Annotated in this window: 17 protein-coding genes; 5 read left to right on the forward strand and 12 right to left on the reverse strand. The window is 40.4% G+C overall.

The window, feature by feature from the left end:
- Positions 1 to 107 precede the first annotated feature (107 nt).
- Together MLOOGBEN_RS14465 and MLOOGBEN_RS14470 are read left to right on the forward strand one after the other, a co-directional pair.
- Complete coding sequence (locus tag MLOOGBEN_RS14465) at positions 108 to 1100, forward strand: C40 family peptidase (RefSeq protein ID WP_368737791.1); 993 nt, start codon at positions 108 to 110, stop codon at positions 1098 to 1100.
- 284 nt (positions 1101 to 1384) lie between these two features.
- Positions 1385 to 2293, forward strand: a complete 909-nt coding sequence (locus MLOOGBEN_RS14470) for a nuclease-related domain-containing protein (protein ID WP_179158961.1) — start codon at positions 1385 to 1387, stop codon at positions 2291 to 2293.
- 245 nt (positions 2294 to 2538) lie between these two features.
- Here the strand turns inward: MLOOGBEN_RS14470 and MLOOGBEN_RS14475 are convergent, their stop codons facing one another.
- Both MLOOGBEN_RS14475 and MLOOGBEN_RS28925 read right to left on the reverse strand, forming a co-directional pair.
- Complete coding sequence (locus MLOOGBEN_RS14475; RefSeq protein ID WP_179158962.1) at positions 2539 to 3417, reverse strand: AraC family transcriptional regulator; 879 nt, start codon at positions 3415 to 3417, stop codon at positions 2539 to 2541.
- Positions 3418 to 3478: 61 nt separating this feature from the next.
- Positions 3479 to 3661 carry a hypothetical protein gene (locus MLOOGBEN_RS28925; protein ID WP_218781186.1) on the reverse strand — a complete coding sequence of 61 codons (183 nt, stop codon included), beginning with the start codon at positions 3659 to 3661 and terminating at the stop codon, positions 3479 to 3481.
- A 163-nt stretch (positions 3662 to 3824) separates the two neighbouring features.
- Between MLOOGBEN_RS28925 and MLOOGBEN_RS14480 the strand changes: the two genes are divergently transcribed.
- Entirely contained in the window at positions 3825 to 4304 is a 480-nt protein-coding gene (locus tag MLOOGBEN_RS14480; RefSeq protein WP_179158963.1) for a PAS domain-containing protein, read from the forward strand.
- Positions 4305 to 4522: 218 nt separating this feature from the next.
- On the opposite strand, the gene MLOOGBEN_RS14490 is transcribed toward MLOOGBEN_RS14480, so the two are convergent.
- Positions 4523 to 5431 carry an aldose 1-epimerase family protein gene (locus MLOOGBEN_RS14490; protein ID WP_256989099.1) on the reverse strand — a complete coding sequence of 303 codons (909 nt, stop codon included), beginning with the start codon at positions 5429 to 5431 and terminating at the stop codon, positions 4523 to 4525.
- A 1012-nt stretch (positions 5432 to 6443) separates the two neighbouring features.
- On the opposite strand from MLOOGBEN_RS14490, the gene MLOOGBEN_RS14495 reads away from it, so the two are divergent.
- Positions 6444 to 6914 carry a RidA family protein gene (locus MLOOGBEN_RS14495; RefSeq protein WP_179158964.1) on the forward strand — a complete coding sequence of 157 codons (471 nt, stop codon included), beginning with the start codon at positions 6444 to 6446 and terminating at the stop codon, positions 6912 to 6914.
- Between the two features lie 204 nt (positions 6915 to 7118).
- On the opposite strand, the gene MLOOGBEN_RS14500 is transcribed toward MLOOGBEN_RS14495, so the two are convergent.
- The 9 genes from MLOOGBEN_RS14500 to MLOOGBEN_RS14540 form a co-directional block, all read right to left on the reverse strand.
- Positions 7119 to 8285: a sugar ABC transporter permease gene (locus MLOOGBEN_RS14500; RefSeq protein WP_179158965.1), complete on the reverse strand. Its 1167-nt coding sequence runs from the start codon at positions 8283 to 8285 to the stop codon at positions 7119 to 7121.
- Complete coding sequence (locus MLOOGBEN_RS14505) at positions 8278 to 9801, reverse strand: xylose ABC transporter ATP-binding protein (protein WP_179158966.1); 1524 nt, start codon at positions 9799 to 9801, stop codon at positions 8278 to 8280. The genes MLOOGBEN_RS14500 and MLOOGBEN_RS14505 overlap by 8 nt, the downstream gene beginning before the upstream one ends.
- A gap of 163 nt (positions 9802 to 9964) precedes the next feature.
- Complete coding sequence (gene xylF / locus MLOOGBEN_RS14510; RefSeq protein ID WP_179158967.1) at positions 9965 to 11059, reverse strand: D-xylose ABC transporter substrate-binding protein; 1095 nt, start codon at positions 11057 to 11059, stop codon at positions 9965 to 9967.
- A 244-nt stretch (positions 11060 to 11303) separates the two neighbouring features.
- Entirely contained in the window at positions 11304 to 12872 is a 1569-nt protein-coding gene (locus MLOOGBEN_RS14515) for a response regulator (RefSeq protein ID WP_179158968.1), read from the reverse strand.
- Between the two features lie 21 nt (positions 12873 to 12893).
- Entirely contained in the window at positions 12894 to 14315 is a 1422-nt protein-coding gene (locus MLOOGBEN_RS14520) for a sensor histidine kinase (protein ID WP_179158969.1), read from the reverse strand.
- Positions 14312 to 15313, reverse strand: coding sequence for a sugar-binding protein (locus MLOOGBEN_RS14525; protein ID WP_179158970.1), 1002 nt, complete (start codon positions 15311 to 15313; stop codon positions 14312 to 14314). The genes MLOOGBEN_RS14520 and MLOOGBEN_RS14525 overlap by 4 nt, the downstream gene beginning before the upstream one ends.
- 587 nt (positions 15314 to 15900) lie before the next feature.
- On the reverse strand, positions 15901 to 18147 hold the full coding sequence (locus MLOOGBEN_RS14530) for a S8 family serine peptidase (protein WP_179158971.1): 2247 nt from the start codon (positions 18145 to 18147) through the stop codon (positions 15901 to 15903).
- A gap of 23 nt (positions 18148 to 18170) precedes the next feature.
- Positions 18171 to 20351, reverse strand: coding sequence for a cell wall-binding repeat-containing protein (locus tag MLOOGBEN_RS14535; protein WP_179158972.1), 2181 nt, complete (start codon positions 20349 to 20351; stop codon positions 18171 to 18173).
- A gap of 17 nt (positions 20352 to 20368) precedes the next feature.
- Positions 20369 to 21007, reverse strand: coding sequence for a hypothetical protein (locus tag MLOOGBEN_RS14540; protein ID WP_218781187.1), 639 nt, complete (start codon positions 21005 to 21007; stop codon positions 20369 to 20371).
- 18 nt (positions 21008 to 21025) lie between these two features.
- Between MLOOGBEN_RS14540 and MLOOGBEN_RS28930 the strand changes: the two genes are divergently transcribed.
- Positions 21026 to 21367 (forward strand): hypothetical protein, encoded by a 342-nt coding sequence (locus MLOOGBEN_RS28930; RefSeq protein ID WP_218781188.1) that lies wholly within the window; start codon positions 21026 to 21028, stop codon positions 21365 to 21367.
- Positions 21368 to 21436: the final 69 nt, after the last annotated feature.

The following is a 21436-nucleotide window of genomic DNA, read 5'->3' on the forward strand; positions in this document are numbered from 1 at the left end:
TTCAACCAACAAATTGAGGGTTCATTTACTACTTAAATGACGTTATGATGAATCTCGTTGGACAAGCACACGAAAAAACAGGCATAACATAAATAACCAATAGGAGTGTGTTGTTATTGAAAAAACAAATCATTACGGCTGCTATGACATTAGGAATTATGGCTACTGGATTTTCTAATCAAGCAGACGCACATGAGTTAACATACAAAGTACAATCTGGCGATACCCTATGGAAGATTGCCACAACAAACAATCTATCCGTTCCTGATATCATGCAATATAACAATCTATCGGTTTCCACGATCTATCCCGGCCAAGAACTTTCATTACTAGCACCACATTCACATGAAATAGGACAACAAACAGCAACCTACACCGTCAAATCAGGCGATAGCCTTTCATTAATTGCGAAAATCCTCCATACAACAGTAATCGAACTAAAGACATTAAATAATTTAACATCGGATGTAATCCAAATTGGTCAATTGTTAAAAGTTCCTGCTGGCACACAAACTGCACCAGAGCCAACTCCAGCATCAGCCAAAACCTATACGGTTCAATCAGGTGACACGCTATGGAGAGTGGCTACAAGCAATGGCTTAACAGTGACTCAATTAAAGTCTTACAACAACTTAACAAGTGATTTCCTGCGTGTTGGGCAAGTACTTCAATTAACACCAGGCACAACCGTTGAACCTGCACCGGTTCCTGCTCCAACTCCAGTACCAGAAGTGGCTCCATTTAATGCGGATGCGTTAATTGCAGAAGGAAAGAAATACAATGGCGTGCAGTATGTATGGGGCGGAAATACACCTGCTGGTTTTGACTGCTCTGGTTTCTTAAAGTATGTCTTTAACACACAAGGCATCACGATTCCAAGAACCGTTGCAACAATTTGGGCGGCGGCAACACCTATATCTGCTCCACAAAAAGGTGATTTGGTCTTCTTTACTACCTATGCTCCAGGAGCGTCTCATGCGGGAATTTACCTTGGAGATAACAAATTCCTTCATGCTGGCTCTTCTACGGGTGTGACCATTTCCGATATGAACAATTCCTACTGGAAGTCACGCTATTTAGGGGCAAAGTCTTTACAATAATATCGAGGCTTCTATCTTCTCAATATTATTGATTTATTGTAATAAATTATTCACTACATCAAATACAGGTGAAAGAGATGACACTTCTTTGGAAGAATCAATCTCTTTCATCTTTTTTATTTTGATGATTTCTCGAAGATGGTTGTTTTTATCAAAATGAAATAATGTTTGATCAGAAATAAAATTTCATTTGAAAATACCTGTAAATATTTAACGGAATATTCACACCCATCTGTTCGATTTTTTTATAAAATAGACGTAGGAATGTTGAAGGGAAGTGGATTATGCTACTTAGAGGAAGAACAGAATCAGATGAATTATTGAAAATGCGATTTTTAAACACGCGGATGAAGTTATCACAAGAAGATAAGTTTTATTATTTCAACCTGGAAAAGGGTTATGAAGGTGAGGTGAAATTTGACCGTAAGGCAGAAACTCTCCAAGAAGAAAGATATTTCATCAATGACTTGCTGCTTAAAGTAAATAATTCTTATTTTCAGATTGATACTACACTTGTTTCGCAAGAAGTCATTCGTCTGTTAGATGTAAAAAATTTTGAAGGAGACTTCTGCCTGGAAAAGGACCGATTTTTCCTCGTTAAAACCGGCCGCGAATATAAAAATCCCATCGATCAATTAAACAAATCCGCATCGCAATTCCGCCAGCTGCTCCAAGACCTCAAGCTTAATTACCTCGTTGAAGCCACCATTATTTTTATTAATCCTGAATTCACTTTATACAACGCGCAAGTGGACCACCCCATTATTCTTCCCAATCAGGTGAATCGGTTTTTAAAAAGTATAAATGATACATCATCAAAGTTGAATGATGGTCACAAAAAATTGGCCCAACAATTGCTATCCTTGCATCAAACAAAAAATCCATTTTCACAGGTACCTACCTATCAATATGAGGAGCTGGTAAAGAAAATTTATTGTAAGTATTGTCATTCCTTTTCGGTTTCTTTACACAACCATATTTTTATTTGCGAACAGTGTAAGGGGCACGAAAAGACCGAAGATGCCATTTTGCGGAATGTGAAGGAATTACAGCTACTATTTCCTGAACGGAGGATTACGACTACAGCTATTTATGAGTGGTGCAACGTCGATTTAACCAAAAGGACATTTTGCAGGGTATTAAAGAAAAACTTTACCGCAATTGGAAAAACAAGTGATTGCTATTTTATATGAATTTTGTGTTGGTGGAAGATTGATATTTCTTCGGAGGTATTCACATCTTTTTAGCTCTTCCTTGTCCGAAGTCCCCACGACTTCGGACACACTCTCCCTTTTTCACCTCTCCCTTGTCCGAAGACCCCACGACTTCGGACACACTCTCTCTTTTTCAGCTCTTCCTTGTCCGAAGTCCCCACGGCTTCGGACACACTCTCTCTTTTTCAGCTCTTCCTTGTCCGAAGCTCTCACGGCTTCAGACACTATCTTGCCTTTTTAGCTTTCTTTTCCTTTACTGGCATCCAAATTTCGCTATATACATTTTCATACGTACCATCATGCTTTGTAAATGAAATGCCGGGCAAATCAGTTATTTCATAATCGGAGGATGGCAGCCATTCAGAATAAATTTTCGCAGTGGTTTCTTGAAGGGTAGCAGGAAACGGTCCTTTATTCGGGAAAATGGCCCATAAACTTTCTTCGATAGAAAGTTGTTCTAAATCATCGAATGGATTTCCTTTTGTCGTTGCAAACCCAACCATATGTGTTAAGGATCCTTTTTCCTCCAAGTACCCATCATCAAAATCATAAGATACATTCAAAACTTGATGAGGATATAAATCCGCTAATTGGTGCATTTCATTTCTTTGTTGTTCCGTAATGGACTTGGCTAGTTCCAAAATTGCATGATTGACACCTTCGAATTGTATCGGCACCCTTTTCGATACTCCTACAATATTAAATTTCTTTTTCCTTTCAATTTTGAATTCCATGGAAGTTCCTCCCCTTATATCTATAAAGAATGTAAATTTAGGAAATGATTTTTGAATTTTATTTTTCGCTACTTCCGAAGGTAAGAAGCCACACCATTCACGAAAGGCTCTTGAAAACCCTTCGATGGATTGATAGCCATATTTATAGGCAATATCTGTCACTTTTGCTCCGTTGATTAATTCAACATTTGCGAAAGATAATCTCCTGTTTTTGATATATTCATTCAATGACATTCCAGCCATATACGAAAACATTCTTTTAAAATGATAATCAGATAGACCGACAATTTTTGATATTTCTTTCCCAGAGATTTCTGTTGTCAAATGTTCTTCGATGTAGTCCATTAAATGATTGAATTCTTGTAACATTTCATTTCCCTCCTTTATAGATACATCATATCGTTAGCATTGATTTTTCACTCGATATTTTCTATACGGATTTTATCGGATTAGGATGAATGGCAGCTATGGTTCTTTTGGAAGTATCAATTTCTTCATATCTAATCAAATATTGCATAATAGGCAAGTGGACAACGTCAATGTGGTTGTTTTCCTTAGCCAAAACCTCTTCTTGATGAAAATGGCCAGCCCCTCCACTGCAAGTAATGATCAAAAATAACTTTTGTGAGATAAATCACATTTCTCTATTATTAATAGTGCTATCATTATTCATGAGATTAGATAATAATCTCCTAAAAGAAGCGTTTTTTTTCTCACTAATGGTTGTACTATTATATTCTTCTCATAATGGGAGATTGCATAAAGGAGTGTTATAAATGTCTGAAGCTAAATTGTCAGAATTAATTAGTCCTGAAGCTGTCATTAATTTTGAAACGGGTGCAATAAAAGCAAGCACTTTGGATTCAATTATCAATCTTTTACCATTTGAAATGGGTTTTTGTGATGCTAACGATATTTTCCGCTGGTATTCAAATAATCCAGACCGTGTCCATGGTCGTCGTAAAGAAGCAATTGGTCGCCCTGTGCTTGAGCTTCACCCAAAAGTGGCTCATCACGTTGAAAAATTGTTAAATGATTTCCGTTCAGGAGCTCGCGACGAATGGGAATTTTGGTTTCCAAAACGCTCCGGTGATGAGAGTGGTCAAATTTACCAAAAATTCATGGCAGTACGTGATGAAAATGGAAAATACCTTGGCTGTATGGACGTGACCATTAATCTCGACCTCTTCAAAGGAAAAGAAGGTAAACACACCCCTGAAACTATTAACGAATTTATAGCTATTAAGCCTGAATAAAAAATATTTTTTCAATTTGAAAAACACATTGGATCCCCCGATTCAATGTGTTTTTCTTTATATGAAAGTTTTGGAACAAAGCTTAACGAAACAATGCCATAGACAAATTTAAAAATAAAGTTACAAGTTATCCTATAAACATGTTCTTCGAAAAAACCGCATCTATTTATGATACGGTTCACCCCGATTTATTCGAAACGCAATGTAAATCTGCTCCTTTAATAAAACTTCATTGTATATTCAGCTTGAAAGGTTTCTCCGGCTCCAAGCTTATTCACACCAAACTTCTCCTTTAAGTTTCCTGTTGTATCATATGTATCTGCTATGCCGTACCAGGGTTCGATGCAAACAAACGGAGCGATCGTCCCATCTGTTTCCATATATTTCGACCAAATCCCAACAAACGGAAAATCTTGAAACATTACCTCTACACCATGACGCGACTGATTAGATACCAATGTGACTTTATCGATATGGCTGTAAATAAGAGCATCGCGCTCAAATAGTGAGCTTGTGAGTGGAATCGTTGCAAGATCAATAGCTGTCACCTTCTCATGAATAAGAGCATCCTTTATCTCATATTCCATCACATTCTTATTTACCGCAGGTGTAAAGTGCAAATGGTAATCTTCAATGGTTTCATTTTCTACAAGCGGAACCTTAAAGGCAGGATGTGCACCAATGGAAAAATACATCGCTTCCTTGTTTACATTCAGGATTTCCCACTGGACAATCAGCGAATCCTCCATGAGACGATAGCGAATCACCGCTTTAAATTCGTAAGGATATACAGGAATGAAGCGTCCAAGAGACTCAAACACAAAAGAGACCGTTGTTGGTGTTTGCTCTTCCACCTCGAATTCAACGTCACGCAGAAAGCCATGCTGCGACATCTTATAAGTCTGACCATCCAGTTGATAGTGGTCTTCCTTTAACCGTCCCACAACCGGAAATAAGACAGGTGAGACTCGTCCCCAATAGGCCTCATCCCCTGTCCACATAAAATCCAGCCCATTTTTCTTATGCATCACTTTACGTACTTCTGCTCCGTGTCTGACAATATCAACCTTCAACCAATCATTTTCAATAACAATCATCATTTTTCCCTCATCTCTTTGTTCTGGCATGTCATATTCATCTTATCCTCTTAAGACCTGAAGTAAAAGTGGAATGGTACCAGACCTGATAATAGAAAAGGGGGCTTCTAACACCGCAAAGTGGTAGAAGCCCCTTCTTTTTGCATCCATATACTAAATCAATACCAATATCCCCATTTTCACTATACCATCCTTTCGACACTTTCCAACGCTTCTTAGAAGGTACAAACCTTGCTGTGCCAACATATGCAGCGATTCTAATCAATCGATTAGTTAATCCAAATCCCCCTAATCAAACGTTTGATTAGATAGTCAATGAGTCCCTTTATTATGGGAACCTCCATTGTTTTCAAATGAAAAATTTGCCGAAGAAAAGTAGAGAGTATTTATGACATAGACAATAGAAACTAGTAACTGTCATAATCTGACTCACATCTCCATACGAAATACTAATCAAACATTTGATTAAAAGCGCTATAAACCCTTATTTAAAAACGAACCTGGCCAGTTTTCTAGTGTATTTTTTGTCGTGGATATAACCTTGTATTCTTAATCATTCTTCCCTATCTCTCAACCAATGCCATGGTGAACCATTGAATGAGGAAGCCACCAGAACCATCCCCTTGCTCCCTCCATTTATTCTCCGTGCATCATTTTTAACTTGCTTTTAGAAGGATTTCTGACAACGCCTCTTGAATATAAGACGTAAATTACTTTTTTAAATCTAGGCTGTGTTAAAGCTGACTGTTGATTTTACTGTGTTTGGAAAATAAGCGGAGAATTTCCGTTTAAATTTGGAAATCTCCCTATTTCCCTTCATAATAAGCGGAGTTTTTCCGCTTATGGTATCCAAATCATTGGATTTTGTCTTATTTAAAGCAGTTAACCGGAATATTTCCGCTTATATCTGCCTCTTAAGGTTCCTTTTCTACAATAGGCGGAAATTCTCCGCTTATGAATGATCAACCCTACACGAAAATCAACAATGAATCATAACACAGCCTAAATCTATTAAAAAAACAGCTTTGAGAGGAGCAAGAAATTGAATAACATTGATCAACGTTTACAAGATTTAGGTATCGAATTACCGGAAGCAGCTGCACCCCTTTACCATTATGTACCCGTAATGATTCATCAAGGTGTAGCTTACATTAGTGGACAAGTACCTAGAATAAATGGAGAGGTTCCTTATCAAGGTAAAGTAGGTAGAGAGGTTACGATTGAACAGGCTCAGGAACTAGCAGAGATGTGTGTGCTAAAAGGGCTTAGCAGTTTAAAAGCGGCAATTGGCAGCCTTGACAAGGTTGAACAAGTATTAAAAGTAACAGGCTATGTTCAGACTGCACCAGGCTTTTCTGAACCATCAAAAGTTCTTGATGCTGCTTCTGAATTATTAGATAAGATTTTTGGCGCTAAAGGTCATCATGCCCGCACAGCTGTTGGAGTAGCGGAACTCCCTAGTAATACTCCGATTGAGATTGATTTTATCATTGCAGTAAAACAAGAGGAATAACCAGAAGATTTCTTAGCGAGAAGCATGAGGACATTATGGACGGTTCGAGATCACTGGACAAGTCCATTTTTGAAAAACAAGAAGGCAATTACCTACTATATGTAGATAACTGCCTTCTTGTTTTTATTAAACTTTACACGTAGACGGTTCTCCTGGTCTTACATATTTTGCCACAACCACAAGAACCGTCCCCTTGGCACCCAATTACTTCTTACTAGAAATATCAATCCATACGGCAACAATTAGGATTAATCCTTTGACGATATATTGCCAAAATGCCTGGATGTTCATCATACTCATACCGTTATCAATACTTGCCATAATTAGGGCACCAATTAGAGCGCCGACTATTTTCCCGCGGCCGCCGACCAAGCTCGTTCCGCCAATAACGCAAGCTGCAATCGCATCGAGTTCATACATATTTCCGGCACTGACAGTGGCAGCATTTAGCCTGCTCGTTAACAGGACGCCGGCAACACCCGCAAGACCGCCCATCGTAATAAATACCCAAAGCGTACTGCGTTTAATATTAATTCCTGACAATGCTGCAGCTTCTTGGTTTCCTCCGAGCGCATAAATCGAACGGCCAAACGCCGTTTTATTCGAAATAAAGATAAAGACTGCTGCAAATAAGACTACGATTAAAAATGGAACCGGAATTCCCAAATAGCGGTTTAACATATAAGTGGTTAAAAGAATACAGAATGCATAGATTCCAACCTTGCCAAAGTCAAGAGTGGCCGCCGGAATCATCAGCCCCAGCTGCTTACGCTTTTTTCGATTTTGGAGCGTCCAGAAAACGAATAATCCAATGCTAATGACCGCTAATACATACCCTGGAACATAAGGGAAATAGCTATTACCGATTTGTTTAAAGCTGTCCTCCATCGGTGCAACCGTTTGTCCTTTACTTAAACCGATTAAGATCCCGCGGAAGATAAGCATTCCTCCAAGGGTTACGATGAAAGCAGGAACAGCGCGGTAGGCAACCCACCAGCCTTGCCATAATCCAAGGATGGCTCCAATGACAATCGCTGCAATCACAACTGAGATAGTTCCCCAGCCTTGCCACACTTGCAGAATGGCTGCAATCCCGCCTGTTAAACCAACTAATGATCCAACGGATAAATCAATATGACCCGCTACGATGACTAAAGTCATCCCAATAGCAAGGACGGCAATAACGGACATTTGTGTAATTAAATTGGAAATATTCCGTGAGGATAAAAACTCTCCACCTGTAAAAACACTGAAAATCACCGCGATTAACACGAGTGCAATAATAAGGGTGTACGCTTGGAGGTCAAACTTAAAACTTAACCCTCTGTTTCCCTGTGTTTTCCTTTCCACTTCTGCTAACGTTTTACCCATGTTTCTTCCCTCCCGTTGCACACATCATGATTTTTTCTTGTGTTGCTTCTTCTCTCAAGAATTCTCCAGTTATGGAGCCTTCTGACATGACAAGAACTCGATCTGACATCCCCAAAACCTCTGGAAGCTCCGATGAGATAATGACAATCCCGACGCCTTCGCTTACGAGTTCATTAATAATCTTATAAATCTCGTATTTAGCACCGACATCAATTCCTCTTGTCGGTTCGTCTAGAATTAACACTTTCGGATTTGTCATTAACCATTTGCTAAGAACTACCTTCTGCTGGTTTCCACCACTCAGCTGGCCAACCTTTGCCTCTAGGTTAGGTGCTTTTAGCTTCATTTTTGAAGTCAGTTCCCCAGCCGTTTTCACTTCTAATGCATCATCAATAATTTTTAATTTCATGACCTTATTTAAAGCAGCTAAGGTCGTGTTCTTCGTGATGTCCATCCCCAGCACAAGGCCATAACGCTTGCGGTCCTCGGAAACGTAAGCCAGGCCTTCTTTTATCGCATCTTGTGGTTGGTTGATCCTCGTTTCTTTTCCATCAATCAAGACCGTTCCTGTCCTCTTCCCTTTAAGGCCGCCAAACAAACTGATGAACAATTCTGACCGGCCGGCCCCCATTAATCCGGAAATACCGAGGATTTCACCTTTTCTCACCATGAAAGAAGCATTCTTTATCAACTGTTTCCCTTTGTCATCAAAAACGGAGTAATCTTTTACCTCCATAATGTTCTCCGAGCTAATCGGGTGTGGTTCATATGGAAAAAGCTCAGTGAGCTCGCGCCCAACCATTTTCGAGACAATCTTTTGTTCGGTTAACTCTTCAATGGGATCCGTACTGATGGTTCGTCCATCACGCAAAATCGTGACGGAATCAGCAAGGGCCATGACCTCTCCTAATTTATGAGAAATATAAATACAGGTAACGCCTTTCGCTCGTAATTCATTCAACAAGCCCATGAGAACCTCAACATCACTTTCCGTTAAAGCGGCTGTTGGCTCATCCAAAATGAGAATATCTGTTTTTTTCGTTAAGGCTTTTGCAATTTCGATCAATTGCTGCTTCCCAACGGTTAAATCACCGACTTTTGTTTGCGGGTCAATGTTCAAGCCGATATGCTTAAGTGATTTCTGTGCTTCTGCATAAATCTGGTTCCAATCAATCACTCTTCTCCGCATTAAATCATGACCTAAAAATAAGTTCTCAGCGACAGTCATTTCCTCTACTAAGGCAAGCTCTTGATAGATAATGCCAACGCCTGCATCCTGAGATTCTTTTATTGTTTTAAATTCGACCTTTTGGCCATTAATAATAATTTCTCCATCATACGTACCATGTGGGTAGACACCACTCAGTATTTTCATCAACGTGGATTTTCCAGCGCCATTCTCGCCGCATAAGGCATGAATCTCTCCCCTACGCACTGAAAATGTTACGTTATCTAAAGCTCTAACACCTGGGAATTCTTTTACGATCCCTTTCATTTGTAGCGCATACGTATCCATTCTAGCTTGTCACCACCTATTCGGAACTCGATTTTGTAAAGACGATTAATGTGGCATGATTTAGGAGGCTAATAGATAGCCATAATTATATTTTTAAATAATAAAGGGAGAGCAAGGAAACTGCACTTGCTCGTTTAAGCCCCTGTTTTTAATCGTATTCGTATTATGGACGTGCTGGGCGGTCGCCTTCAGCAACATTCTTATAAACATCGTCATAAGAGTGGAATCCATCCTTGATCACCGTATCCACAAGGTTTTCTTTGCCTACCTTAATAGGATCCAGCTTAATAAACGGCACATCGACCTTGCCATTGTTAACACTTGAATCACTCTCAGGAGTTTCCCCTTTTGCCAATTGAACGGCTACTTCTGCACTCTTTTCAGCAATGCTCTTGATAGGTTTGTAGACTGTCATGGTTTGAGTACCTTCAGCGATACGCTGTACAGCCGCCAAGTCAGCATCTTGTCCAGAGATGACTACTTTACCTGCAAGTCCCTGTGCATCCAAAGCTTGAATAGCACCGCCAGCAGTACTGTCATTTGATGCAACAACGGCACCAATATCATTTTTATTTGCAGTTAAAGCGTTTTCCATAATTTTCAGCGCTTCGTTCGCATCCCAGTTTTTAGCCCACTGGTCGCCCGCGATTTCAATATCACCACTATCCACAAGCGGTTGGATAATGTTCATTTGACCTTCTCTGAACATTTTTGCATTGTTATCCGTTGGCGAACCGCCCATTAAAAAATACTTTCCAGAAGGTACCTGTTCCACTAAATATTCCGCTTGCATTTCACCAACACGAACATTGTCAAACGATACATAGGCATCAATATCGGTACCATTAATCAGACGGTCATACGCTAAAACAGGAATTCCTTCTGCCTTCGCTTGATCGACAACCGTAGATAATGCATCCGAGTTAATCGCAATAATAACTAACGCATCAATATCCTGAGAAAGCATGTTCTGGACTTGAGATAATTGCTTTGCTTCATCGCCATTTGCAGATTGTACGACTACCTCTGCCCCTAATTCTTCTGCTTTTGCAACAAAGAAATCACGGTCATGCTGCCAGCGTTCTAATGTTAAATCCGAAACAGAAAGGCCGATCTTAAGCTTATCATCCTTGCCTTTCTCCTTACTGTCAGAGCCGCTGCTCGCGCTGCCGCCACTTGCATCCTGACCGCAGGCAGCAAGCATCAACACGAGAAGTAAACCAACCAAAACTGAAATAAAACGTTTGCCCTTTTCCATAAAGATTTGAAGCCCCCTTACGATTTTTAATTTCTTATGAAAGTACACCCAATTTCCATTGACTGCGTTTTCATTTTTTTACAACTAGCAAATTACAGCTAATTCACATATTAAAATTACCATGATACAACTGCCCTGGAAGCACTTTCATCTTCACTTTGTTGCGAATACCTAGACATTCTTGTCCTATCCGTATCAAAAAAAAAATTGCTCGAGCAGATGCCCTGAGCAATTTCTTCTTTCATTATTGATGGTATTTATTTCGATATTCACGCGGGTTCATTCCGACTTCTTTTTTAAAAAACCTGCTGAAATAATTGGGATCTTTATAGCCAATATTTAAGGCGATTTCCTTTAATGGCATGGTGCCATCGAGCAGGAGCTCTTTTGCTTTTTGCATTCTAGTATTCTTCAAATAATCGATAAAAGTCACTTGAAACCGCTCTCTAAATAGCCTGCTTAAATAATAGGAGCTAATCCCAATTTGCTCGGCTACCTCTTCAAGGGTGATCGGCCTATGATAATTTTTATCAATAAATTCCTTCGCTTTTAAAAGCAGCGATCTCATCCCGTTATTTCGCCACTCCCCTAAACGCTCGATAATATATACGAGCTGAGCCTTGGCTGTTTCTTTGATTTGCATGGTTGTTTCGATTTGTCCTAAACTTACCTTTATATCCTCATCAAACCCAAGTTCTTTGACTGATCGCATTAACACGAGAAAGAAATCCTCCATCGCCTTAATCACGATGCGCACCTGAGAATCTGCTGCCTGCTGGATGGAATGAAAATAAGATTCAAACATGTGCAATCCTTTTTGCATATCGCCCTGCCTAACAGCATCCACCAGCTCCTTCTCAAGCTCAAACGGGATTAACTCTTTGCGTTTTTGTGTCAACCGGTCACTATAAGCCATATAGGCTGCAGTTGGGTGGTTATGTACAAGTTCCAGCGCATAAATCGCTTCCTTATAGGATTGGGAAAAGGAATGGACATCACCTACAACCATCCCCACTCCGGCATACACGCGGCATGATTCGAGCTGATGCTGAACATGGTGAATAATCGAACGCGCAAAATCCTGTCTTATTTCATGATCTGTTTTTCCTTGTTCAGTGACTAACACCAGCACCGGAACTTGAAAACCTGTTAATGGTCCCACTAAAAAATGGAGACTTTGATCGTGCAGCGCTCTTTTCAGGGTATGATACCAGCGGCTTTTTTCCTCACGGCTCGGTTGCAGGCTGTCTGATTCAAACGAAAAGACAGCGACAAACCCTTGCTTCTCTTCGAGGTCCAGCCATTCATCCCAGTCAGCCTGATTGAATTCGTGAACATGATCCATAATGAACGAAACAATAAATTCCATTTCGATAAAAGAACTGACTCGTTCAAGGCGGCGATTGATTTGCTTTTTTTCAATCAGTGTCTGTTTTTCAGCCTCAATTTCGGCTGCCATCCGGTCAAACGCTTCTAACACCTCGGAAACCCTGCTTGGTTTTAACAAATATTCCTTAATCCCAAATTTCATCGCTTCACGGGCATAATCAAACGTATCAAAAGCCGACACCATAATATATTTGGTGTCACAAAGTTCAGGAGATATCCTTTTAATCGCTTCAAGGCCGTCCAATTCCGGCATCTTGATGTCCATAAAAATTAAGTCCGGCTTATAGGTCAAAGCAAGTTCAACTGCCTGCCTTCCATTTTGAGCCTCGGCAATGACCTCAAAATTGGATCGATTCTTACGAAGCATCAGTTTGAGACCTTCTCTTTCAAGGTGTTCATCGTCCACAAGCATGACATGTAACATGTAGTTCTTCCCCCTTACCCATTAGCCATTTCTTATCTGAATACTCACGATTGTCCCTTTCCCAAGACTAGAGGCAATGTTCATTTTACTATCTTTATGGAATAATCTAAGCCGGTCCATCACATTTCTCATGCCGATTCCGGTTGAATGACCTGACTCTTTTTTCGGTAGAGATTCCTTTTCAGCATGGCTGCTATTCAACAATCGGTCAATCGTTGCCTGATCCATCCCTGCGCCATTATCCTTTACATCAATGCAAACGTGTTCATTGTCTTCGTATATGTGCAATTCAATTTTGGCACCACCAGCCATATTTTCAATTCCATGCATAAAGGCATTCTCAATGAGCGGCTGAAGCGTTAAGCAAGGGATCGGCATTGACAAACAGGCTGAATCCACGTTTTGCACAAACTCCACGCGGTCACCAAATCGTGTTTTTTGGATAAAAAAGTACTCCTTAACAATGTCCACTTCGTCCTTTATGGTCGTCTGGCGATCGAGATTGCCAATGTTATAGCGAAGCAGGGCAGATACAGACGATATTAAGTCGCTTGTCCGTTCTGCACCTTCGATATACGACAGTTTTGAAATCGTATTCAAAGTATTAAAAAGGAAATGTGGATTAATCTGATTTTGGAGGCTTTTCAATTCCATCTCTTTCAGCAATTGGGCAAGTTTTGCCTTTTCCTCCATCTCACTAACCGATTCGAGAATATTCCTTTTCATTTCATTAAACGTCTTCGTTAAAAACCACAGCTCGTCCTTCCTTGAAACCATAACATCCTCACCCGAATAACGTCCGGCTGACATTTCTTTTGCCGCCCGGGTAAGCCTTTCAATCGTTCGTGTAATCCCATTAGAAAACCAAAGGGCAAACAGGATACTGAGAATAATAATAGCAAGAATGATCGTAGTCCCCAACTTTTGCCTATCCTTAATCTTTTTATCAATCAGCAGGGATAGCGTTTGGTAATCTGAAAGTTCCTTATTAATCAGGTCAAGTGAACTTTCATGAATATAACCAGCTGTTTTTTCCGCTTCATTTAAATGCTTCGAATATCGCTGGATATCATGCTTTTCTACACCTTCCATGGTTTTATCCAAATGTTCTAGAAAACTGGATATCGTATTTAAAAAATTTACGCTTGGGACTCCTTCTATTTGTTTTTCCTTAAACTCTTTTTGCAGTTGAATCAGCCTTTGCCGATCTTTTTCATAGATTGATAGGTTTTCAGGCCAAGGTTCATAAATATAAATTTTAAGCGACTGAAACGTCTGATTTGTCTCTTTCGTAATTTCATTTAAAAGTAAGGAAGGTTCAACATTGTCATTATAAAGCTCGAGCACTTTTTGGCCGCTTTGTTCACGAACAAAAAACAACACGACAATGACGAAAAGGATGGCCGCAAAATAAATGAGCAATTTTGTGCGAATTTTAATCATTTCGCCCCACCCCTTTGGCTTTTCTCATCGGGCAAGTCTGATTCACGAATAATCGATGATTCTGTATGATAGAATTCTTTGACCGGCTTTCCCGTAACAATGTCCAGCATAATCTCCGTGCTCAGGGCCCCCATCTTAAACGGAAGTTGTTCAACAATCGCATCAATTGCCCCATTTTCAAGCAACTGAATATTTTCCTCAATTGAATCAAACGTTATCACATACATATCATCCTGTCTTTTTAAGGATTCTGCCGCCGCAACGATCCCCATCCCATTATAGGAACTAGTTCCATAAAAGGCGGTAATATTAGGATACTCGGTGAGCATCCGGTACGCCTTTTGCTCGGTGTCAATCCTTGATACGTTTGATTCCTTAATCGCTGCGATCTTGATTCCTTCATATCTACCTACAATATCTTTAAATCCTTTCACTCGCTGCTGGTGATCGACATTATCAAAACTAGCTGTGATAATTCCAATCGTAGCCTTTCCGCCCGTATCTTTCACCAAAGCTTCTCCGGCTAATTGGCCCGCTAAATAATTGTCTGTCCCAATATAGGCATTACGCAAGCTATCCTTTGCATCCATATCAATCGTAATTACCGGAATCCCGGCACCCACAGCCTTATTGATCATGGGCGTAAATTGGTCATTTTGAGCCTGAACAATAATCCCATCGACTTTGGCTGCTATGGCTTTATCTAACAGCTTCAGCTGTTCATCCGAATCCGTACGCTTTGGCCCCTCGTAGTTAACAAAAACGTCATGCTCCGTTTCGGTTTTCTTGGCTCCCTCTCCGACCAAGCGCCAATAATCATGATCCATCTCCTCACCAATTAAAGTAAAATGGAACATCGGCAGCGCAGTCTCAGAAGAAATCACCTCATCCATTTTCCGATCCGTCGCCTGTACTTGTTTATAAAAATAAATCGAGAAACCTAACACCGTAATAAACGAAACGATTAAAATAAGATAAATAAACATACGTCGATTCATGCTGCCCTCCTAGGAAACCATGGGGTGTTCTCGTGGCCCCGAAACTATCATAATTGTAAATATTTTAACACACTAACATAACCATGTGGACGGTTCGCAATCACTGAAAAAGTCCATTTTTTAAACAAGGCTCTATTCGTAAACTTTGTTGCTTTCTGTACAAATACCAGAGGTGACTTAAGACAAGTTTGATGAATCTAAGAGTCATGGTGTCCGAACCAGAGGTTACTTCAGACAAGCTTGATGAATTTAAGCTTCATGGTGTCCGAACCTGTGGAAACTTCAGATAAGTTTGATGAATCTAAGCTTCATGGTGTCCGAACTTGTGGCAACTTCAGACAAGTTTGATGAATCTAAGCTTCATGGTGTTCAAACCTGTGGCAACTTAAGCAAAAAACGTTATTAACCAATAATAAAAACAACAATCTTTGAGCAAAACAGCCTTAAACAAAAAGGCAATTACCTACTATATGTAGATAACTGCCTTCTTGTTTTTATTAAATTGTGTACACGGGGAGGGTTCTCCTGGTCTTACATATTTTCCCACAACCACAAGAACCGTCCCCACGGTCCCACCACGTCCCATATTAGAGTTCAAACATTAGCTGCATATAGACATTCTCACTGATAGAGCCCGTACCGCCTAATATCTTATACTTTGTAAGATTGGTTGCTTTCACTGTTTGTTGAATTGATAAAGGCAAGTTTGTTGGAGAGGTGAGTAACATGGCTCCATTTTCTTTCGCGGCTAAAACCGATCCTGTCATGGCGTCCGCAAATGAATATCCAGTAGCAAAATATAAGATCTCCGGGGTTATTTGTAAATTCTCAATTATATTCCCCGCCACCTCGAATCGATCCTTCCCATTAATGCGTATCGGCTGAGGTAAACGGCTAACGACAGCCTCACTAACACTACCCTCTCCTCCGACTACAATCGTATGTTGAATTCCTTTTTCCTGGAGGATTCTTTTTATATTATTTGGAATGGAGTCTTTCGTAGTTAATATAAATATATACCCATTCCGTGCTGCATATGGAGCGATGGCCAGTGCATCTGGAAAATTTAATCCATTCGCGATAATGGCGGTATTGGTAGCTCCCATCCTCTGAGCAATATGATAGGCAACTTCGAAACGGTCTTTCCCTCCAATTCTTTCGACTGTGGCTATCCCAAGGGACGAAACACTATCGATGACACTCTCCGATATGCTGCCAGGGCCGCCAATCACAATGACTTTTTGAGGCTTCAGTCTTTGAATTTCCTCTTTTGTTTCGCTCGTCAAGAAATCTTTATGCGTAAGAAGAATCGGTGCATTTTCTTTAAACGCCAATGGGGATGAAGCCAGGGCATCTGCAAAAGAGATATAGTTTGTTAATACAACCGTATGACTCGACTCTTGCCACCCAGCCTTTGAAATATTAACAGCTAATTCAAAGCGGTTTTTTCCTGACACTCTTTGTATATCTTTTATTCGTTCACTGTATTGAACCAATCCATACCCATAATAAGGGTCTCTCCCAGCATCACCTAAATCAATAACATTCTTTTGAAGAATAGAACGAAGATCCGCTGCACTTAATTCTGGGTATTGTTCCTTTAACAAAGCTAATAAGCCGGAAACAAATGGTGCTGCCATCGATGTCCCAGTAAGCCTTTTGGTGGAATTATTTAAATAAGTACTCAATATATCAACACCTGGAGAAGTAACCTCTACTGTTGGTCCTACTGAAGAAAAATCAGCCCACTTATTGGATTGGTCAATCGCCCCTACCGCAATAACGGAATCATACGCAGCTGGATAACCTACTGTACTATGGTATGGCTCGTACCCTGTATTACCAGCAGACGCTACGATCAGAATCCCTTTTGAATACGCCATATCCAACACATCCTTCAACATGTTGGAGGGGGTGTCTGATCCAATACTTAAATTAATAATATCGATATCATTTTGAACAGCCCAATCAATCCCAGCGATTATATCTGAAACATACCCTTCGCCATTGTTATCCAATACCTTAACGGCATAGAGCGAGGCGTCTGGGGCAACTCCAACCGTGCCTTTAGTATTGTTAGCTGCTCCTATAATTCCTGCAACATGCGTTCCGTGACCATTATCGTCATCATACGAAGTAGTATACGGAACAAAGGCCACCCCATCTGTTATCTTTAGGTCCTCATGGCTTGTGGATACTCCAGAATCAAGAATAGCAATTTTCTGCCCTTTTCCAGTAAAGCTTGCCTGCCAAGCGATTGGGGTTCGAATTTTTTCATTACCCCAATCTACAACTTGGCTAGTCGCTCTGATCCTTGCATCCTTTTCTATAGTGGATATTTCCGGGTTTTGTTTGATTTCTTCAATTTTATCAACTGGTATATACGCTGTTAGTACAGTGATTGTTTCCACTGTATTTATAATTTCCCCATTAACATCATGGATAGCTTCTTCATTAACCTGTTGTTTAAATTGGACAATCATTCTTTCCTCTTCTTGTATCGATTCAATTTCACCCGTTGTTGAATTAACAGTGACCTCCATCTTGTTTGGACTAATCTCTGTTTTCGAAGTATAGGTAATTTTCCAGTGATGATCATTAGATGTTATTGATTTGGTATAAAGGTCTTCGGAATTCTGATTATTTTGCCCTGTTACTAAATAGGTCGTTCCATTCCTTGGGTGGTGTTGGTTCATCCACTTGGAAATCTTCGGATTATGCATGGCAGCTTCTTCAGCAGCCTTCTGAGTAAGCCGCGAAGGTTCCTCCGTTGCTTTACAACCGGCTATTGTAAGAAAACAAAGGGCAAATAGTAGAAATCCCACTTTCTTCACTCACAATCACCTGCTTCCCTTCGTTATGGTCGAAGTTCTTGATAAACCTGTTCACTTACTGAACCGGAACCGCCTAGAACCTTATGTCTGGTAATATTTTTTTCCACAAGAATCATTTTCGTAGCCTCAGGTAACTGCTTTGGATTCGTTAATAAAAGTGGTGCACCCTCTTTTGCAGCTAAAACCGAACCCGTTAATGCATCTGCAAACGTCAAACCAGTGGCAATAAATGCGGTATCAGGCGTTAAGTTTAATTCCCGAATGACATTTGCAGCTACTTCGTATCGGTCTTTACCAGATATTCGTTTCGGATTTGGGATTTTGTCATACACAGCTTTCCCCACACTTGCCTCACCACCAACCACGATGGTATCTTGAACACCTATGCTGGTAAGGGTCTCTTCTGTTTGCTGAGGTAAATGATCTCTGTTAGCTAACAAAATAGGAATCCCATTTCTGGCCGCATAAGGCGCAATCGAAAGTGCATCTGGAAAATTCATTCCATCTGCGACAACCGCTCTCGTAGTGGGTCCTAATCTTTTCGCAAGATTGGCTGAAACTTCAAAGCGGTCTTTACCGCCAATCCGCTCCAAATGAGTGACTCCCATGTTACGTAAATCATTTACAACACCCTCCCCAACGCTGCCAGGGCCTCCGACAATAATCACTTTTTGGGGCTTGAGCCGACTGATTTCATCTTTTGATTCAGCTGTTAAACGATCTTTAGCTGTTAACAGGATGGGTGCGTTTTCTTTATAGGCGATAGGGGAAGCGGTTAAGGCATCAGCAAACGCATTATAATTCGATACTATGATGGTATCGGCCGTATCCTTCCATCCCATATTTGCAACATTAACGGCTACTTCAAACCGGTTCTTTCCACCGAATCTCTGAAAAATATCTACGTACGAAGAACTTACATACCCTTGAGTCCCCTCAGATAATTGCACGGGGTACCATTCCTGGTTATCGACATTCACAAGAGGGCCTGTCACTTTTAGGTTTAGGTCTTTATAGAGTGTCCTTACTACATTACCGCTCATGGATGGGCTGTCACGAAGGTTAACATTATCATTTTTCACTAAAGCCATATACCCATTTTGTACCCAAAAGGAATTATAGGTCTCATTCAGCCACAGTGTATAATTGTTCCAAATCGAAGGTTTCTCATGATACAACGCCCAAGAACCCGTTCCCTTTATTCCATATTGCTTCGGTAGACGCAGCTTTGCTTTGATAGAGGGTTCATTTTCAAACCAAATAACATAGTTACCTTCTGTAAGCTTTACACTCCCGATGAAGGCACTGCCGCCTGTCGGTATCGTAAACGTTGCATAAGATGACTGACTCTTCTCATCAAATTGGATTTTTCCATTAAATTGTGAAACAAGAGGATCCACTCTTGTACTCGAAAGTCCCATCCCCGTTATGGAACGGTTCTCTAAGGTCGGTCCATCAAGCTTCCACATTCGCCCATAAAACGGTAATCCAGCAACAATTCGATCCTTTGCAACACCCTGATTAATGGCATACTGGATGGATCTTTCAAAGAAGGAGAGGCTGGATACAGGACCTATTGGGCTATCAGGAGAGTCCCAGCTTTCGTCATAAGCCATAATCATTAAGTAAGTTGCGTATGCCCCTAGTGCCTTATAATCATAGAAGCCATGCCAGCCTGTTTTCCAGCCGTTAGGATTAGCAGCAACCGCTACAGACACCTCTTTATGAGCGGGTATGTATTGCCTAAGAAGCCTTATAAAATCCGTATGAGCATCCCGATAGGCATGACCTACTCCCTCTATATCCACGTTCACACCATCTAGATTGTATTGTTGAATGGCAGCTGCAATATTTCGAGCTAAGCTGTCACGGTTATTTAACCCGTTAATTCCTGCAGTTGGATTCCAGTGATTAGCTAGAAAAGGAACTACCTTAATTCCTCGGTTATGCATCTCAGTAATAAATGAAGTTTGTAACCTCCATGTGACATCGAGCTGTCCATCTGAAGTAATATCAAAATAGTTCGGGGAAACAACATTCAAACTGCCTTTCGTTTTATCTACTTGAGTGACATAGCTGCTGGGTGACCCAAAGAATACATAAGACATATTAAATAACCTCGTTTGTGCACGGGTCGGTGAGGTGCCTTGCAACGATACAGGAATGATTAACAATAGGATAATTGTAAGCTTTACTACCTTCATGTCTTCTCCCCCTCATGTTACGGCTTATCATACCTTCCTATAAAGCTGTAGCCGTTTTCTGTCGGTGTTACCTCGTAATGTAAGTCATTGTAAGTAAAGGATGTTTGTTTTACTTTAGTTAAATTACCATTAGGTTCAACACCCATTTTATTAAAGAGCTCATCCACATCATAAATTTCAATATTCGGATGCAATAAGGTAATGATTTGACTCCAGCCTGTCAGCATGGCCGCTACGGTTACTTTGGTATTGTCCTTACTAATCAGCTCTAACTGCTGGATGTGATCTTGATGAACAAATACGCGTAGCTCCAGCTGATTGGACAGATTGGATCGATAAAACGTTTCTCCATTGGAAGATACCTCTTCTAGATCCTTAATATATAAATTAGACATTTGTTCATCTGTAACAGCATTCCATCTGGCTTTGAAGTCCTGAAAAGGCAGCTCCGTTGACACCGTTTCCGCCCCGCTTTTCGGGTCTTCCGTTTCTTGTATTTCCTGTGTTTGAAGCCGATCCTCTGCTGCATAGTCTTCTGGCAGCTTTTGTTCTGGAGCGTCTTGATTTTGTACTTGATTAGGAGAAGAACCATGATGTTCATCTACTTGTTCATCTGGCATCACCGGGTTTGGATTTTCTTTTGAAGGGGTAGACAATTTAATATACGGACTCGATTGACCAGAAGAATTCTGTTCTGGTCTAGAAGAACAGGCCGAAAAAAGACAAATGAACAGAATGAGAATTGTGACTTGATAACATTTGGACATACTATCACCTACACTCTTTACGTATTAGACTGTTATTATCTTTTGAAGGATTGCCTGATTCATCCATCCAGTTGTTACCAGCATTTTTTGAACCTCTCATTTATCATCTTGCTGGCATTTTCACTATATCAACTTTTCGACACTTTCCAACGCTTCTTAGGAAGTACAAACCCTGCATTACCAACATTTGCAGCGATTCTAATCAATCGATTAATTAATTCCAATGCCACTAATCAAACGTTTGATTAAATAGTCAATGAGTCCCTTTAGGAAGAGAACTTTCTATTGTTTTCAACTGAATAATTTGCCGAAGAAAAG

The sequence above is a fragment of the Bacillus sp. EB106-08-02-XG196 genome (genome assembly GCF_013396335.1).
GTDB lineage: Bacteria > Bacillota > Bacilli > Bacillales > Cytobacillaceae > Neobacillus.

Excerpts from the sequence above, each read along its gene's own strand:
- MLOOGBEN_RS14470 (WP_179158961.1), top strand. The coding sequence starts at position 1,385 with ATGCTACTTAGAGGAAGAACAGAATCAGATGAATTATTGAAAATGCGA.
- MLOOGBEN_RS14475 (WP_179158962.1), bottom strand. The coding sequence starts at position 3,417 with ATGTTACAAGAATTCAATCATTTAATGGACTACATCGAAGAACATTTG.
- MLOOGBEN_RS14480 (WP_179158963.1), top strand. The coding sequence starts at position 3,825 with ATGTCTGAAGCTAAATTGTCAGAATTAATTAGTCCTGAAGCTGTCATT.
- MLOOGBEN_RS14490 (WP_256989099.1), bottom strand. The coding sequence starts at position 5,431 with ATGCCAGAACAAAGAGATGAGGGAAAAATGATGATTGTTATTGAAAAT.
- MLOOGBEN_RS14500 (WP_179158965.1), bottom strand. The coding sequence starts at position 8,285 with ATGGGTAAAACGTTAGCAGAAGTGGAAAGGAAAACACAGGGAAACAGA.
- MLOOGBEN_RS14505 (WP_179158966.1), bottom strand. The coding sequence starts at position 9,801 with ATGGATACGTATGCGCTACAAATGAAAGGGATCGTAAAAGAATTCCCA.
- xylF (WP_179158967.1), bottom strand. The coding sequence starts at position 11,059 with ATGGAAAAGGGCAAACGTTTTATTTCAGTTTTGGTTGGTTTACTTCTC.
- MLOOGBEN_RS14515 (WP_179158968.1), bottom strand. The coding sequence starts at position 12,872 with ATGTTACATGTCATGCTTGTGGACGATGAACACCTTGAAAGAGAAGGT.
- MLOOGBEN_RS14520 (WP_179158969.1), bottom strand. The coding sequence starts at position 14,315 with ATGATTAAAATTCGCACAAAATTGCTCATTTATTTTGCGGCCATCCTT.
- MLOOGBEN_RS14525 (WP_179158970.1), bottom strand. The coding sequence starts at position 15,313 with ATGAATCGACGTATGTTTATTTATCTTATTTTAATCGTTTCGTTTATT.
- MLOOGBEN_RS14535 (WP_179158972.1), bottom strand. The coding sequence starts at position 20,351 with ATGAAGGTAGTAAAGCTTACAATTATCCTATTGTTAATCATTCCTGTA.